Genomic DNA, 15,517 nt, shown 5'->3' with positions numbered 1-15,517 from the left:
GTGCGTACGGGTCCGGCCGGACGCTCCGGCGCCCTCGCTGCCCGGCGTCACCCTGATGGACATCACCGACCTGGACGAGCTCCAGTCGGCCTGGCGGCGGGCGGGGCGAGACCGGTGACCGCCCCGGCCGCCGGTGAACGGCCGCGTACCGGCGCCGAGGAAGGCGCGCCCCATGCCGTCGCCGCGGGAGCGGCGCCGGGTGGTCACGCCGAGACGGGCGCCGCACCGCCTGGCCACGCCGAGACGGGCGCGGCGGCGGGTGGCCACGCCAAGGGAGACGCGGCGGCGCCGCCGGTGAAGGCGACGGGTCTCGCGCGGCGCTGCTTCTCCCTGGCGATCACGGCCGGTCTCGCCGCCGTCGCGGGGCTCGTCTTCCACCGGGTCTTCGGCTGGGCCGCCGTCGTGCCGCCGGTCGCGGTGGCCGCCGTCGTGCCCACCCTGCTCGCCGGGTTGCTGTCCGGTCCCCGGGCGGGCCGGCCGTGGCCGCTCTGGATCTCCATGGTCCTCTCGATCCTCGCCTGGGTCGCCGTCGTGTCGCTCACGCTGTTCCGGCCGCACCTCGGCGACGGCTCCCTCCCACGGATGATCGGCCTCGGGGTCCTCAACTCGTCGAAGGCGATCCTCACCTCGCTGCTGCCCGCGCCCGCTCGGCCCGAGCTGCTCGTCCTGGTGCACGTGACGGTCTGGCTCGCCGCCTTCGCCGGGGCCGAGCTGGCGCTGCGCACCTCGCTGCGCGTGGCGCCCTGCCTCCCCGCGCTCGCGGCCTTCGGCGTCGCCCTGGCGCTCGGCGTCGGCGGCCCCGGTTCGAACACGCCCCTGGTCGTCGCGGCGGCCGTGCTCATCGCGGCACTGGCGCTGGTGCGATCGGGCCCGGAGGGATCTGCGGGCGGGCCGCTCGGCCGCCTCACCATGGGCGTGGCCTCGACCGCGGTGCTCGGCGCGCTCACCGTCCTCGCGGCGTCGCATGTCCCGGTCTCGGGCGACCCGTACGACCCGCGTGAGCAGGTGCAGGCGCCGCCGCCACAGCAGCGCGACAGCGTCAGCCCCCTCGATCGCGTGGGGGGCTGGCTGCTCAGCCCGGACGAGGTCCTGTTCACCGTACGGGCGGACCGGCCGCAGAACTGGCGGCTGGCCGTGCTCGACCGGTTCGACGGCGTGACATGGACCTCGGACGCGCAGTTCGTGCCCACGGGCGGCCGGGTGCCCGCCGCCGGTGAGGACGGCGAGCACCTCGAGGTCGGCCAGCAGGTCACCATCAAGAACCTGCCAGGCACCTGGGTACCGGCGGCCGACCGGCCGCGCGACGTCGAGGGTCTCGGGGTGGTCGCCGACCCGGTGAGCGGCGCGCTCGCCGCCGCCCGGCCGCTGCGGCAGGGGCAGAGCTACCGCGTCGTCTCGTCGGTTCGGCAGTGGCGCACCGACGACCTCGCCTCGGCCGTTCCGGCCGGCGACGCCGAGGCCAGAGCGGCCCTGGAGCTGCCGAACGGCCCCGGCGCCCAGAAGGCCCCGCCGCAGATCCCGGAGTTCCGCACGCTCGCCCAGCAGGCCACCCGCGGTGCGGACGGGCCGGTCCAGCAGGCCGCGATGCTCTCCCAGTGGCTGAAGACCTACGCGAAGTACGACGTGACCGCCCCGCCCGGCCACAACTACCGGCAGCTCGACTTCTTCCTCGGGCAGGGCCGGCGCGGAACCCCCGAGCACTTCGCGACCGCCTACGCCGTGCTGGCGCGGACGCTCGGCCTGCCCACCCGCGTCGTCGTGGGCTTTCGCCGGGGCCGGCCCGCGGCGGGTCTGCTGGAGGTCCGCTCCGGCGACGTCGTGGTGTGGCCCGAGGTCCGGTTCGCCGGGCTCGGCTGGGTGCCGTTCTTCCCGACGCCCGAGCGGGCGGGCCGGTCCAGAGCCGGCGACGACGTCGCGGCGGGCGAGACCCTGCAGCAGCTCGAGCAGGCGCAGCGGAACGCGGCGTCCCGCACGCGGGGGGCGGGACCCGAACGCGCCGAGAAGGCACCGCCGAAACCGGCGCGGGCGGCCGAGGAGGCACCGCGCCCCTGGTGGGTCTACGCGGTCGCGGCGGCGGGTGCGCTGGTCCCGGCCTACCTCGTCGCCGTGCTCATGGCACCCGTCGTGCGCCGGCGACGGCGCCGCCGCGCGGACCCGCCCGCGGTCCGGATCGCGGGGGCCTGGCAACAGGCGCTGGAGCACCTGGCCGACGTCGGGCTGTCCACGGTACGGACGCTCACCGCGCACGAGGTCGCGCGCCTAGGCGGCCGCAGCGTGGGCGACGACGCGCGTGGGCACCTGGGCTCGCTGGCCGAGCTGGTCGACCGGGCGCGGTTCGCCGATGGTCCCCCCGACCCGGGATCGGCCGATCAGGCCTGGCGGCACTGCGACGAGGTCGACCGGTTGGTCACCTTGCGGGTCGGCCGTACCCGCCGTCTGCGCCGCCGCCTGCACCCGCGGTCGCTTCGGCGGCGCGGCCATGCCGGGACTTACGATTCTTCATAATTTGAAGGCGTTGTCGCACTAAGGTGACGATTTCTGGGGTCTTGCGAGAGAGACATCGAGGGGTGAGGTTGTGCGGGCGACCGGTGTCGTAGCGGCGCTGTTCCGGAGGGACCGCCTGACCGCGCAGGTGGCCGTCGGAGTGGTGGGCGCGCTCTGCGTCGCGGCCGTCGTGTTCGGCGTCGGCATGGCCAGCGCCAAGTACCAGATCTCCGACGTCGGCGCCTGGCTCAGCTCCAACCGCAACGGCCTCGTCGTGCACGCCAACGGCATGGCCGGGAAGGTCGACGGCAAGGTCAAGGTGCCGACGATGATGCACGGCCACCAGATCAAGATCGTGCAGGACGGCAGCACCATCCTCATCGTCGACCAGCAGACCGGCGTGGTCAGCCGGATCGACCCCGCCCAGCTCAGCGTGGTGAAGAGCACCGGGACGTACGCCGCGGCCGGGCTGCAGGTCGTCGCCGAGGCCGGCGCGGCCTACACGATCGACGCGGCCAGGGGCACGGTGCAGCGGATCGATCCGGTCGGCCTGACCCCCGACGGCGCGGCGACGACGCTCACCCCGCCGCTCGGCCAGGGCGCCATCGACGCACGGGGAACGCTCTGGGTGCCGGTGCCGGCCACCGGAGAAGTGGTGCCCTTCCAGGCGGGAGGCCCCGCCGCGCCGGTGAAGGTCGGAAAGCCCGGGGACCATCTCGCGATCACGATTGCCGCGGGCGTGCCGGTCATCACCGACTCCACCGCCGCGACCGCCCTGGTGCTCGAGCCCTCCGGCCGCCGGCTCACGCTGGCGCTGCCGTCCACCGTGACCGGAGCCGGGCAGGGCGGCGTGCTGTTCCCGGCCACGACCGAAGGACAGCTCGTCCCGCTGCTGGCCAAGCGGACCGGATCGCTGGTGCTGCTCGACACCGGCAGCGGGCGGCACTCCACCGTGTCGCTGAGGGTGGCCGACCACCGGTACGGCCCGCCGCAGATCCTCGGTTCGAAGGTCTACATCCCCGACCAGACCACCGGGAGCCTGGTCGTCTACGACTCCGCCACGAACTCCTTCCAGCCCCAGATCGTCGTCAACGGGCGCCCCGGTGAGCTCGAGGTCTTCGTCTCGGGCGGTCTGCTGTGGGCCAACGACCCGAACGGCGAGAGGGCGCTCGTGCTCAACCCGGGCGGGGCGGTCATGGAGATCAGCAAGTACGAGCGGAACGTGCCGGGCGGCCCGCGCTCCCCGCTGCCGACCCGGGTGGCCGGGCCGGGCGGCGGCGACCCGGCGCCGGCCCTGCCGGCCGTTCCCACGGCGCCGTCCGTCCGGCGGCCCCCCGTCGGGGCGCCGACCCCGCCGTCGAACCTGCGGACCTCGGGCGGGGACGGTTTCATGACGGTCGAGTTCCAGCCGTCGACCGGCGGGACGCCGCTCGGATACGTCCTCAAGGACGTCCCCGGGGGAATGACGGTGACGCCCCGTCAGCTGCCGCCGAGCGGTTCGCCGAGCTTCCGGGTCCAGGGCGGGCAGTGCGGCCGGGAGTACGTCTTCCGCGTCGCGGTGCGCTACCGCGACCGCGCGCACCGGCTCGCCGAGGTGCCGTCCGTACGGAGCGCCCCGGTGATGCCGTGCGTCCCGCCCGGCGCGCCGACCGACGTACGGGCCGTCGCGACCTCCGGCGGGGCACAGGTGACGTGGACGGCCCCGCCGGGCGGGGGCTCCGCGCCGACCGCCTACCGGGTGGGGTGGACCGGCCCGACCTCGGGCAGCAGGGCCGGCCTCACCGGCACCTCCGTCACGCTCGGCGAGATCGGGAAGAACGGGTCGTACACCTTCACCGTCACCTCGTCCAACGGCGCCGGCGCGGGCCGGCAGGCGCAGGCTTCCGCGAACCTCACCGGACCGGCGCAGCGGTACCCCACCCGCCACAACCAGAACTCGAAGGCCTACATCCGCCCCACACCCGACGGGACCAGCCCCGATATCGGCAGCGTCACCGGCAACGGCGTCATGGTGACGGTGCACTGCCAGAAGCGGGGCGCGTTCTACGACCGCGGCCTCGGAGCCGGCTTCCGAGGCGACCTCTACGACTATGTCGAGTACGGAGAGGTGCGGGGCTACATGATCGGCTATCTGCTCACGACCCCGCGCGACCCCTGGACGGAGTTCGCGGGCCTGCCCCTGTGGCAGTGCGCGTAGGGCCTCGCAGGGCGCGCGGGTCTCAGCGGGTCGTGACGCAGCGGTAGGCCGACCACCCGATGGTGGGCGGGTTGCCGGGGGCCAGCAGCGCCCCGACGCGGAAGCAGTAGCGCGTCTCGGCCCTGAGCCGTCCGACGGTGGCGGCCATCGCCCCGGTGCCCGCCGAGTTGACCGGCCGCGTTCCCGCCGGCGCCCGCTGAATGATGATCGGGAGTCTGCGGGCGCTCGGTGGCAGGGCCCAGGTGAGCCGCGCCGAGTTGCCGACCGACACGATCCGCAGGCCGCGGGGGGTGGCGGCCCTGATCTGCTGCGCGGTGAGCCGCGGCGCGACCGGGGGCGGAGTCGCCTGACCGCCGTCGTCCGGCGGGCTCGCCGGAGCCGACGAGGACGCGCCGGGCGAGGACGTCGGCCGAGGATCCCCGCCGGAGCCTCCGGTGAAGATCACGATGCCGGTGACGCCGATGGCCAGCCCGCCGGTGAGCGCGGTGGCGCCGGCCACCAGCAGGCCGCGGCTCGGGCCGTCGGAGCCGGACGGTGCCACGGGCGATCCCGCGAACGGTGCCGCGGACGGCCTCGGGATCGGCGCTACGGGTGGCCCGGGGATCGGTGCCGCGTGGCCGTGGTCGGTACCGGGCCCGGGATGGGCTCCGACCCCCGGCGCGGGCGTCCACACGGGCGCCGGTGCCAGCACCGGTGCCGGTGTCCAGACGGGTGCGGGCGGCTGCGTCGGCGGCGCGGCCGGCGGTGTGTCCACAGGCCCCGCCATGTCGTCCGCAGGCCCGTAGACCGGTGCCGGGTGGGTCGCCGCGGCGGCCTCGGCGCCGGCGGGCGTCGGCGCGGGAGCGTCGTCCAGCGGCCGAGCCGGGTCGGGGGAGGGGGCGAACGCCTCCGGCTCCGGCCGTGCGGGCATCCACGGGCCGTCCGTGGGTATGGCGAACCCGCCGTCCGGGACGCCGGGGGCGGGTGCCGGCCTCGCGGCGGGACCGCCGGCGTAGGGGAGTTCGGTGACGGGCAGGCCGAGCTCGCTCTGCACCTGCTGGAGCCGCTGGGCGAAGGCGACCGCGCTCGGGAACCGGTTCTCCGGCAGCTTGGCCATCGCCGTTTCGATGACGTCGAACACCGGCTGGGGCAGGCCCTCGCGGGAGATGGGCGGCGGCGGGTCGCCGAGGATGCGCACGATGAGGGTGGCGAGGCCCTCTCCGAGCGGCCCCTTGAACGCCGGCTGCCCGGCGAGCAGCTGATAAAGGCTCGAGCCGAGGGAGTAGATGTCGGAGGCGGCCCCGGGCGGCTTGCCCTCGAGGATCTCGGGCGCGGCGTGGTGCGGCGTGAACGCGTTGGTGTGGGTGGAGTCGAGGGAGTCCACCAGCCGGGCGACGCCGAAGTCGGCCAGGGCCGGCTCGCCGTACCGGGAGACCAGGATGTTCTGCGGCTTGACGTCACGGTGCAGGACGTCGGACTCATGTGTCGCGGCGAGCGCGCCGGCCAGCTTGACGCCGATGCGCAGCACGTCCGCGACCGGCAGCGGCCCCTCACGCTGCAGCCGGTCGGTGAGCGACCCGTGCTCGAAGTACTCCATCGTGATGTACGGGCGGCCGGACCGGGTCGTGCCGTTGTCCAGGACCGTGACCACGTTGGGGTGACCGGTGAGCCGCCCAGTGATCTTGCATTCCCGCTGGAAGCGGTGCATCGACGCCTCGTCGATCGCGTCGACCGACAGCACCTTGAGGGCGACCTGTCGGTCCAGGCGCTCCTGGTAGGCCAGGTAGACGACGCTGAATCCACCCTCCCCGACCCGCTTCAGCACCCGGTAACCAGGGACGTCCTCGGTCATCTCGTCCTTCTCGATCGGGCGGGGGAGTTCAGGTTCGGACGGAAGGCGGCCCTGGACGGTTCCCTGCCGCGCCCCGCGAGGACCCAGGGTAATACGGGGGCGATCCGGGCGTGGCTGTCCTGCCGTCGGCTTCCGGACCGCCGCTGAGTCGTAATGGTTGCTTCAAGTCCGGGAGCCCGATCTCCCACGGTTCCTAGCCTCTGCCCGCAGGCACTCCGCGGTGACATCCGTGGCGCAGACCCGTGCAGACCCGTGGTGCAGACCCGTGGTGCAAAGGAGTTCGGCCATGCCGGAAGACGTCGACAGGCACTACCGCGAGCTGGTCCGGCTGGCGTATCTGGTGCTGCCCGGACGGCGCAGGCGGATCTACCGTCTGGCGATCGCCAGGCGGATCGTCGACGAGAGCCTGCCACGCCGACCCGGCCGCAACCCCGGCCGGGCCTACGCGCGTGCGCGGACCCGCGTCCTGCGGCGCGCCATCGTTCCGTCCTGGCGGCTGCAGGTGATGCTCGGGCCGTGGCTGCGCGCGCTTCCCGCCCGGCTGCCCGATCCCGCGCTCACCGTGGCGCTCGCGCGGCTGAATCCGGCGGCACGGGCCGCCTACGTACTGCTGCGGGTGGAATCGCTGCCACGCCACACGGTGCGCGACCAACTGGTCGAGGCAGGGGTACGGGACGCCCGCGCCGCGCTGGAGGCCGCCGACGCCGCGCCGGACGTGGCTCCGCCGAGCCTGGAGCCGATCGTCGGCCCGGCCGTACGGCGGCGGTCCCGGCTGCCGATCGCCGCCGCGGCGGCGCTCACCCTCATCCTGGTGAGCGGATTCGTGATCACCCGGTCGGATCCGCCGTCGCGACCCGACGTGGCCCACCGGCTCCGGGTGACGACCGCCGGTGCGAGTGACTGGAACGGGGGAGGCCGCAGCCTGGCGGTGTGGCCGCCGCGTGGCGCGCTGGTGCGCGACACGGCTCTGGTCGACCGGGCGCTCGCCGCGTGGACGCGCCAGATGGGGGCCCGGCGCGATCCGCAGCTGCTGTTCGCCGGGCGGGCGGGCGGCACGGCCGTCGTGCTGTTGCGGGACGGCGACCGGGTCGGCCGCTACACCGACGCCCATGGCGTGCTCGAGGTGTCGTCGGTGGGTGAGACCCCCGGTCCGCTCGCTCTCGGCGCCGGCCGGTACCTGCTCCCGCCGTGGATCACGGGGGCCTCGCGCGCCGGTTCGGACAAGCGGGTGAGCGTGCGTGACGGCGTGACCGAGTCAGAGCGGGTCGGCGCCGGCTGCGGCCGTGGACCTCTGCTGAGGCTGCGGCAGCCCGGCGGCAGCCGGACGGTCGCCGACCTCGGCGGCCCGGCCCTCACCGAGATGGGGTACCGGACGCGCTCAGGCGAAACCGGATCAGCCGCGTCCGCCGTGCGGCTCTGGGAGCGACTGGCCTGTGCCCTGCCCCAGCCCGCCCGTCCGGCGGCGTCCGCGACGGCATGGGAGTTCTGGTCGGGAAGGCTGCCCGGGGGGACTCGCGGCCACTGGATCTGCACGCGCTACACCTTCCCCGACGGCGCCTCGACCGCGTACGGCATCCTGTTCGCCGGGCGGACGAGGGAGTACACGACCGGCGACTGCGGGCACGAGCCCGACGGGGCGGTGAGCGGCACCTGGCGGCGCTCCGGCGGCCGGTGGTACTACCTCGCCGCGGCCAGCGGGGAGCTCACCCCCCACGCGGCCGGGGTGGACGGCAAGCAGGACATGCGCGACGGGCTCCTCGTGGTGAAGGGCCGCCGCACGGAGCACCCGCCGGCGAAGCCCGTGATCCTCACCGCCCGGCCGGAGAAGTCCTAGCCGCTCGAGTCGGCCGTGCCGATGCCCGTATCGTCTCGAGAGGGCCGATCAGCGAACGCTTACAGTGATCGTGCAGACTGGAACCGAATCATATTCTGTCGGCGCGACGAAAGGATCGCTGATGGGCGAGACACCCAGCGCGGGCGGGCCGCTGTCCGGAGTCCGCGTCATCGAGCTGGCGGGCATCGGGCCGTGCCCGTTCGCCGCCATGCTGCTCGCCGACCTCGGCGCCGAGGTCATCCGCGTGGACCGGCCGGGCGGCCGCCCGGCATTTCCCGACCCGGCCAAGGACATGACCAACCGGGGCAAGCGCTCGGTGGCCGTCGACCTCAAGGACGAGCGCGGCAGGGAGGTCGTGCTGCGGATGGTGGAGCGGGCCGACGTGCTCGTCGAGGGCTTCCGCCCGGGTGTCACAGAGCGGCTCGGCCTCGGCCCGGAGGACTGCCTCGCCCGCAACCCCGCGCTCGTCTACGGCCGGATGACCGGCTGGGGACAGCAGGGGCCGCTCGCCCAGAGCGCCGGGCACGACATCGGCTACATCGCGGTCACGGGCGCACTCCACGCCATCGGCCGCGCGGGCGGGCCGCCCCAGGTGCCGATGAACCTGCTCGGTGACTTCGCCGGCGGCAGCATGTACCTCGTCGTGGGCGTTCTGGCGGCCTTGCTGGAGGCCAGGACCAGCGGAAAGGGACAGGTCGTGGATGCCGCGATCGTCGACGGCACCTCCCACCTGGCCACGTTCATCCACGCCTTCCTCGCCACCGGCGCGTGGCAGGACCGGCGCGGCGTGAACATGCTCGACACCGGCGCGCCCTGGTACGACGTGTACGAGACCGCCGACGGCCGGCACATGGCCGTGGGCGCGATCGAGCCGCAGTTCTACGCCGAGTTCGTCCGCCTGCTCGGCATCGCGGGCGAGCAGGGGCTGCCCACGCAGTACGAGACGGACCGCTGGCCGGAGCTGCGTGAGCGGTTCGCCACCGCGTTCAAGGCCAGGACCCGTGACGAATGGGCCGAGATCTTCCTGCCCGGCGACGCCTGCGTGGCTCCCGTCCTGTCCCTGCACGAGGCCGCCGAGCATCCGTACAACACCGGGCGGGAGATGTTCGTGCGGAGCGCCGGCGGTGCGCCGCAGCCCGCACCCGCGCCCCGCTTCTCCCGTACGCCCGGCGCGATCGGCGGCCCGCCGGCGACGAGCGGCGCGCACACCCGCGAAGTGCTCACCGAGCTCGGTTTCACCGACGTGGACGAACTGCTCGGCAGCGGTGCCGTCGTCCAGAACTGAGCCGTCGTCCAGAACTGAGCGGTCATCCAGATTTGAGCGGTCATCCGGACTTGATCGGGAGGCGTTGTGTTCGAGCTCGCGGACGAGGAGCAGGCGATCGTCGACATCGTCGCCGAGTTCGTCGACGACCAGGTGCGACCGGTGGTGCGCGAACTGGAGCACACCGACACCTACCCCGAGGCGCTCATCGAGCAGATGAAGCGGCTCGGGGTGTACGGGCTGCTCGTACCCGAGGAGCACGGCGGGTCGGAGGTCTCGGCGCCCTGCTTCGCGCTCGTCACCGAGCAGCTCGCCCGCGGGTGGATGAGCCTGGCCGGGGCGATGGGCGGGCACAGTGTCGTGGCGTTCCTCCTCCGCGAGTTCGGCACCGACGAGCAGCGCCGGCGCTATCTGCCGGCGATGGCGACCGGTGAGCTGCGCGCGACGATGGCGCTGACCGAGCCCGGGGGCGGCTCCGACCTGCAGGCGATGCGCACCCGTGCCGTTCCGGACGGGGACTCGTTCGTCATAGACGGCGTCAAGACGTGGATCTCCAACGCCCGCCGCGCCGGGCTGATCGCCCTGCTGTGCAAGACCGACCCGGCCGCCGACCCGCCGCACAAAGGCGTGTCGGTGCTGCTGGTCGAGGGCGGCCACAAGGTGTCCAGGGATCTGCCCAAGCTCGGCTACAAGGGCGTGGAGAGCTGCGAGGTCGTCTTCGACGCCGTACGGGTGCCGCGGTCGGCCGTGCTCGGCGGCGCCGAAGGGGCGGGATTCGCGCAGATGATGCGCGGGCTGGAGGTGGGCCGCATCCAGGTCGCCGCCCGCGCGCTCGGAGTGGGCCAGGCCGCCTTCGACGACGCGCTCGCCTACGCCCAGCAGCGCGAGAGCTTCGGCGTGCCGATCTGGAAGCACCAGTCCATCTCGAACTACCTCGCCGACATGGCGACGTCGCTGCGGGCCGCGCGGTTGCTCACCCTCGACGCGGCCGACCGGCTGCAGTCCGGGCGGCGGGCCGACATGGAGGCGGGCATGGCGAAGCTGTTCGCCTCGGAGACCGCCATGAAGGTCGCCATGGACGCGTTGCGCATCCACGGCGGCTACGGCTACTCCACCGAGTTCGACGTCGAGCGCTACTTCCGCGACGCCCCGCTGATGATCGTGGGTGAGGGGACCAACGAGATCCAGCGCAACGTCATCACGCGACAGCTCATCGCCCGCGACCGGTGAGCCCGTGGCCGGCCGTTCACGCGCTCTCCTGAGAGACGGACTGGCCGGCGGCCGCCGCTGACGAGACGCGGCGACCGCCGACGGGTCGGTCAAGAAGCGGGATCAGTGCGGGGCGCTGTTGGTCCAGCCCATCTCCAGGAACAGTTGCTGTTTGTAGACGGTGCCGGGCTTGACACCCGCGGTCTCGGCGCCGCGCCCCGTCACGAGCACGGTCTGTACGCCGAGCACACGGTACGTACCGGGCTCCAGCAGGAGCTGGGTGTCGAAATCGCCGGCCCGATGCGAACCTCTCGCCACCAGGGCGATCGCGGCGCGCCCTCGCGCATCTGTGACACTCCCCATGTTCCGGATGCCCGACGAGTCGGCGAGCACGCGGAAGACGGCGGCGCGCAGTTTCGGCGATCCGGGTTCGTCCAGGAAATAGCCCGTGTTCTCGAGCATGATGTCCGGGCCCTTGACGAGGCTGTTCCCCTGAAGCTGCTTCTTCAGCGCCTTCGGGTCGTCCGCGAGTGCTTCACGCTGTGCCTGAGTAGGGCGGTCGACCACCGGGCAGGCCCGTCGATTCCGGGCGCACTCCTTCTTATTGTGGGCCAGTAGCGCCTTCATGCCCTCCTTCTCGGCCGGCGACATCCGCTGCAGATCCCACTTCTGCGCAGTGGCGCTCTGTTGGATGTACTGACCGTTGGAGAGCACCCGCCAGCTCTTCGGTGACCCGGCGCGCTTCCATGCCACTCGGTCGGCATCGGTCTGCGGGACGGCTCCGGCGATTCGGCTGCGGAAGACATTCGCGTCCCGGTCGCTTCGGGCGATCCACTGCTCGATCTCCATCCGGGCACCCGTGATCATGTAGTCGCCGCGGGTGACGTGGTACGCCTGACCGTTGATCACGTGCGTGTGCCAGTAGCGCCCGGTCGGTTCGGCCGCGGCCTTCTCTGCCGCGCTGAGAAGTACCTGCCGCGACGTCAGTTCCTTCGGCGCATTCTCGGAGGTCGGAGAATCCCCCGTGGAGACGGTGAGTACGAGAGCGGTGGTAACGGTGAGGGCGAAGGAGGCGGCCACGGCCACGACGCCGAGCCCGGCCCGGCTTTGGCGCACACTGAAGCGCCGTGGCCTCGGCGATCGCCGGGTGTACAGCCGCCGTCGCCCTTCGGCGACGACTTCGGCGGACGGCGGAGCCTCCTCGAGGAAGCCCCGGATCATGCGCAGGTCATCCATGGTCATCCTCCCTCATCACGGAACGTACTTTTCTGCGGGCTCGACTCAGCCGCGAGCCGACCGTGCCGTACGCGATGCCGAGCGCCTGCGCGACCTCCTCGTTCGAGAGCTCGGAGACCGCGCTGAGCAGCAGGACGTCGCGCTCGCCGCGAGACAGCGCCCCGAGCGCCTGCGCCAGCCCACGCTGGAGACTCTCGGCGCGCACCCAATTGATCACTTGGTTCTCGTGACTCTCGGCGACCTCCTCCGGGCCGAGCTTCGCCAGCGCCCGGTATCTGCGCATCTCTTGCCGTCGATGCTGTGCCACGAGCTTCGTCGCAATGCCGAACAGCCAGGGCCGGACGGCCCCGCGCTCGGCGTCGAACCTGTCCTGCTTGCGTAGTGCGATCAGGAACGTGTCAGCGGTGATGTCATCGGCGACGTCGCGGCCCAGCCGGCTTGCGATGTACTGGTATATCCGGGGGAAATGCTCGTCATAGAGCGCGGCGAAAGCGTCGGACGGGCGTACGTCCGGCTCCGCCGCCTGGGTGCCCTTCACGTTCGGTACTCCCTCATGGTCACCTTCCGGTGATCGAGTGCTGTCACCATTACTCTGCCGATGCGCCGTTCCCGTTCCTCGCCGCCTGACCGGCCGGCGCTCGGCCGCAGGGAAACGGGTAGGGGACCTGGTGACGGCCGGTCGCCGTGAACCGTCCGCGCGGCCGGCGCCGATTCAGGGGGTGCCGACGACGCAGACGTTCCTGCCGTATGCGGACTTCGCCGCCACGGCGAAGGCACTCGACGCGCGGCGGCTGGGCAAGCAGCGGGTCGAGGCGCTTCAGGTGCTGCGCGGGCTGACGACTCCCGGGTACGGCTGGCGGCATCATCCGGTCGTGCGCATGTGGGCGGGTTACGAGGAGGCGCTAGTCCGCTACGGCCTGGAGGTCTGCGACCGGTGGAGCGGCATGGGCCACCGGGACACGTGCGCGGGCAAGCTGAGCGCCGAGCTCACCGCGACCACCGGCGTCGCCGCCGCCCGCAGTCAACTCGAACTGGCCAGGGCGGGTGCCCTGCCGCCGTGGCTGGGCGACCCGGCCTTCCACCGCAGTCACCAGTCCGCCCTGTTGCGTAAGGACTTCGCCGTCTACGGACCGCTCTTTCCCGGCGTCCCGGACGACCTGCCGTACGTGTGGCCCCTCTCGGATCGCCCGAGCACGGCGGCGAGCGCGGCAGACCGTAGGAAATAGAGTGGCCGGGTTATCAGCGCCGCGTATGGAAAGGCGTTACCAGCGAACGTGCATTTGGCGTGGGTGCCGTCACCGTCCTGTCGCCGCCAGGGCGATGAGTTCCTGTGCCTCCTTGACGGCGGGCTGCCCGAGTACACCACGCCATGCGCACTCGGTCAGTGGCATGGCGTGAGCCGTCGTGCTGATGCGCGGCGCGCGACACGATGAGGGGTCGCGCAGGTCCCGGGTACGGCCAGGTAGGTCGGGGAGAGCGAAGGAGTACCTGCTGATGACGCTGATGTGGTGGCGCGGGAACGGGGACGGCCGGGCGGCGGGAACGGGGACGGCCGGGCGGCGGAACCCGGCCCGCCCGGTTGTGGGCGGCGTCGGCGGCCCGGATCGCTCCCTCGCCGTCGAGACGGGCACAGTGCGGACCGTCAACAGGCGCCCGATCGCCGACGCGCGCCTCCAGTGAATCCCGCGAAGTCGAGCCTCGAAAGCGCGAACAACTGCATGATCACGGCGGAGAAACCTCTGGCGTGATTATGCAGGTGTTGTGAGCCAGCCCTAGTCGTGTGCTCTGACCTGCGGCGGGGCATCCGTATCTGTGATCAATCCCCGTAGAACCCCCACATGGGGTGGGGATCGCGGGGTAGGCAGAGCCCCCCGCATTGGATGCGGGGGCTCCGTGGCCGCTGCGGGTAGCGCTAGGCGGACTTGACCAGGGTGAGTCTCGCAGCCCCGTTCCCTTCTTGATCTTGATCAGCCGGTTGAGTTCGCCGTCGGTTACGCCCTCGATCGCTTCCATCTCTTCGGGGGTGAATTGGGTCTTTTTCTTGAGCCACTCGGTTTTGATCTTCGCTGCGCCCTTGCGGGGGTCAAGGGTCAGCACGCCCTTGTTCACCGCGTCGCCGATGCCGTGAGCGCGCGTACGTCACGCGCGACCCGTGACTCCTCGCTTGCCGCGCCGCACGGGCTACGTGGCACTGCCCGGTGTGGGAACGCCCGGTCATCGCCCACGCCCGCACGAACCTGCGCCGAAACGGATTGCTGCCCACCCCCAGGTCAGAACCCGCAAATCCAGCCGCGATAGATGACTGAGCGGGATGACGCGTGGCTAGCAGGCCGAGCTAGGGAGTGCGCGCCGCGCCTCCGGAGACAGCGGGCCGAGGTCGGCGACGGCCTGGTCCAGTGCCACGTCGGTGAGGCCGCGTGCGGAGACGACGTGCATCGTGCCGCTGTCCCACCACACGCGATACTTCAGCTGCTCCGACGGCTGAGCGGAACTACGCGGAATCGGCGGCATCGACGTGCCGGCGAAGCCCATCACACCGCGCATGGGCCGCCATCCCGTGGGGACGAGCATGGCGGTGACCAGGTTGATCGCCTGGGGGCGGGCCCGCACGGACGCCGCCGACAGTTCGCCTCCGGAACCCGCGTGAATCCACGTGACGGTCTCCGTCGGGATCGCGGGCGTCCAGTCCCGGTCGAGGAGGATGGACGCCGAGGCCAGTGGGCGCATGCCGTGCGGCAGCCCGGCCGGCCGGAGCCGCACCCCCGCTCGAGGATGGGCCAGCGACCCGGCGGCGGTCATGAGCGCCGACGGCGTGACACCCCTGCCGACGATGGCGTACTGCACGGGTTCGGTCTCTACCATCCTGAACCCCATCCACCATGGCGGTCCGTCCTGCCACCGCATCCAGCGGACGTTCCGCTCTTCGCCGGCCCAGGCGGTCTCACCCTGGAAGACCACATCCCGGCCTTCCGGCGAAGCGTCGTAGGGGTCCACGACACGCTCGAACATCACGGCCAGCGTCCGGCCGCCGAGCGGCGAACCGTCGCCGTAGACGGTGACCCGCCGGCGGTCCCCGCTCATCTCCCCCTTCACGCACAGCCCGTAGCCCGAGGTACGGGGCGCGAGCTGGACGCGCGCGGGCCGGAGGGACTCCCAGTGCAGCGGGCCCTGGGCGGAGATCGCGGATCCGCCGGCGAGGAGGAGGACGGCGGAGCTGATCGCGGCCCAGACCCCCGGTCGGCGCCGAGGCCTCGCCGTGCGCGCGATATTGCTCATCCGGTCTCCCCGAGCATCGCCGGCCACCACATTGCGACCTGGTCGGCACCTGCGGCACGACGTGCTGGAACAAATTCCCACAGATCATCAGGAACCAGACGCTCCACTATCGACACGGCAGAACCCTACCGACCAACCCAAATAAAACGAGGTCTTAGCCCGAACTCCGACCCGATCCGGCGACCG

General features: G+C 72.5%; 11 protein-coding genes. 7 read left to right on the top strand and 4 right to left on the bottom strand.

From position 1 onward, the window contains the following. Positions 1–114: 114 nt before the first annotated feature. Complete coding sequence (locus tag HKK72_RS16585) at positions 115–2,505, top strand: DUF3488 and transglutaminase-like domain-containing protein (protein WP_187235277.1); 2,391 nt, start codon at positions 115–117, stop codon at positions 2,503–2,505. Between the two features lie 70 nt (positions 2,506–2,575). Beyond that, complete coding sequence (locus HKK72_RS42180; protein ID WP_187235276.1) at positions 2,576–4,681, top strand: fibronectin type III domain-containing protein; 2,106 nt, start codon at positions 2,576–2,578, stop codon at positions 4,679–4,681. 22 nt (positions 4,682–4,703) lie between these two features. Here the strand turns inward: HKK72_RS42180 and HKK72_RS16575 are convergent, their stop codons facing one another. Next, complete coding sequence (locus HKK72_RS16575; RefSeq protein ID WP_187235275.1) at positions 4,704–6,512, bottom strand: serine/threonine-protein kinase; 1,809 nt, start codon at positions 6,510–6,512, stop codon at positions 4,704–4,706. 286 nt (positions 6,513–6,798) lie between these two features. Here HKK72_RS16575 and HKK72_RS16570 point away from each other — a divergent pair, with 286 nt between their 5' ends. From HKK72_RS16570 to HKK72_RS16560, 3 genes are all read left to right on the top strand, one after another. Continuing rightward, complete coding sequence (locus HKK72_RS16570) at positions 6,799–8,346, top strand: hypothetical protein (protein ID WP_187235274.1); 1,548 nt, start codon at positions 6,799–6,801, stop codon at positions 8,344–8,346. 121 nt (positions 8,347–8,467) lie between these two features. Then, complete coding sequence (locus HKK72_RS16565) at positions 8,468–9,631, top strand: CaiB/BaiF CoA transferase family protein (protein WP_187235273.1); 1,164 nt, start codon at positions 8,468–8,470, stop codon at positions 9,629–9,631. Positions 9,632–9,697: 66 nt separating this feature from the next. Continuing rightward, positions 9,698–10,840, top strand: coding sequence for an acyl-CoA dehydrogenase family protein (locus HKK72_RS16560; RefSeq protein WP_187235272.1), 1,143 nt, complete (start codon positions 9,698–9,700; stop codon positions 10,838–10,840). 102 nt (positions 10,841–10,942) lie between these two features. On the opposite strand, the gene HKK72_RS16555 is transcribed toward HKK72_RS16560, so the two are convergent. Then, on the bottom strand, positions 10,943–12,061 hold the full coding sequence (locus tag HKK72_RS16555; protein ID WP_187235271.1) for a hypothetical protein: 1,119 nt from the start codon (positions 12,059–12,061) through the stop codon (positions 10,943–10,945). Continuing rightward, on the bottom strand, positions 12,048–12,593 hold the full coding sequence (locus HKK72_RS16550) for an RNA polymerase sigma factor (protein WP_187235270.1): 546 nt from the start codon (positions 12,591–12,593) through the stop codon (positions 12,048–12,050). The genes HKK72_RS16555 and HKK72_RS16550 overlap by 14 nt, the downstream gene beginning before the upstream one ends. 181 nt (positions 12,594–12,774) lie before the next feature. Between HKK72_RS16550 and HKK72_RS16545 the strand changes: the two genes are divergently transcribed. Together HKK72_RS16545 and HKK72_RS16540 are read left to right on the top strand one after the other, a co-directional pair. After that, positions 12,775–13,281 carry an MSMEG_6728 family protein gene (locus HKK72_RS16545; RefSeq protein WP_187235269.1) on the top strand — a complete coding sequence of 169 codons (507 nt, stop codon included), beginning with the start codon at positions 12,775–12,777 and terminating at the stop codon, positions 13,279–13,281. 268 nt (positions 13,282–13,549) lie between these two features. Continuing rightward, positions 13,550–13,735 (top strand): hypothetical protein, encoded by a 186-nt coding sequence (locus HKK72_RS16540; protein ID WP_187235268.1) that lies wholly within the window; start codon positions 13,550–13,552, stop codon positions 13,733–13,735. 642 nt (positions 13,736–14,377) lie between these two features. Here the strand turns inward: HKK72_RS16540 and HKK72_RS16535 are convergent. Continuing rightward, on the bottom strand, positions 14,378–15,331 hold the full coding sequence (locus HKK72_RS16535; protein WP_187235267.1) for a hypothetical protein: 954 nt from the start codon (positions 15,329–15,331) through the stop codon (positions 14,378–14,380). Between the last annotated feature and the right edge of the window lie 186 nt (positions 15,332–15,517).

Origin of the sequence: Actinomadura sp. HBU206391, assembly GCF_014323665.1 — a bacterium.
Taxonomy (GTDB): Bacteria; Actinomycetota; Actinomycetes; order Streptosporangiales; family Streptosporangiaceae; genus Actinomadura_C.
Note: the sequence above shows the minus strand (reverse complement) of the source record. Positions and strands in the feature narration are given on the sequence as shown.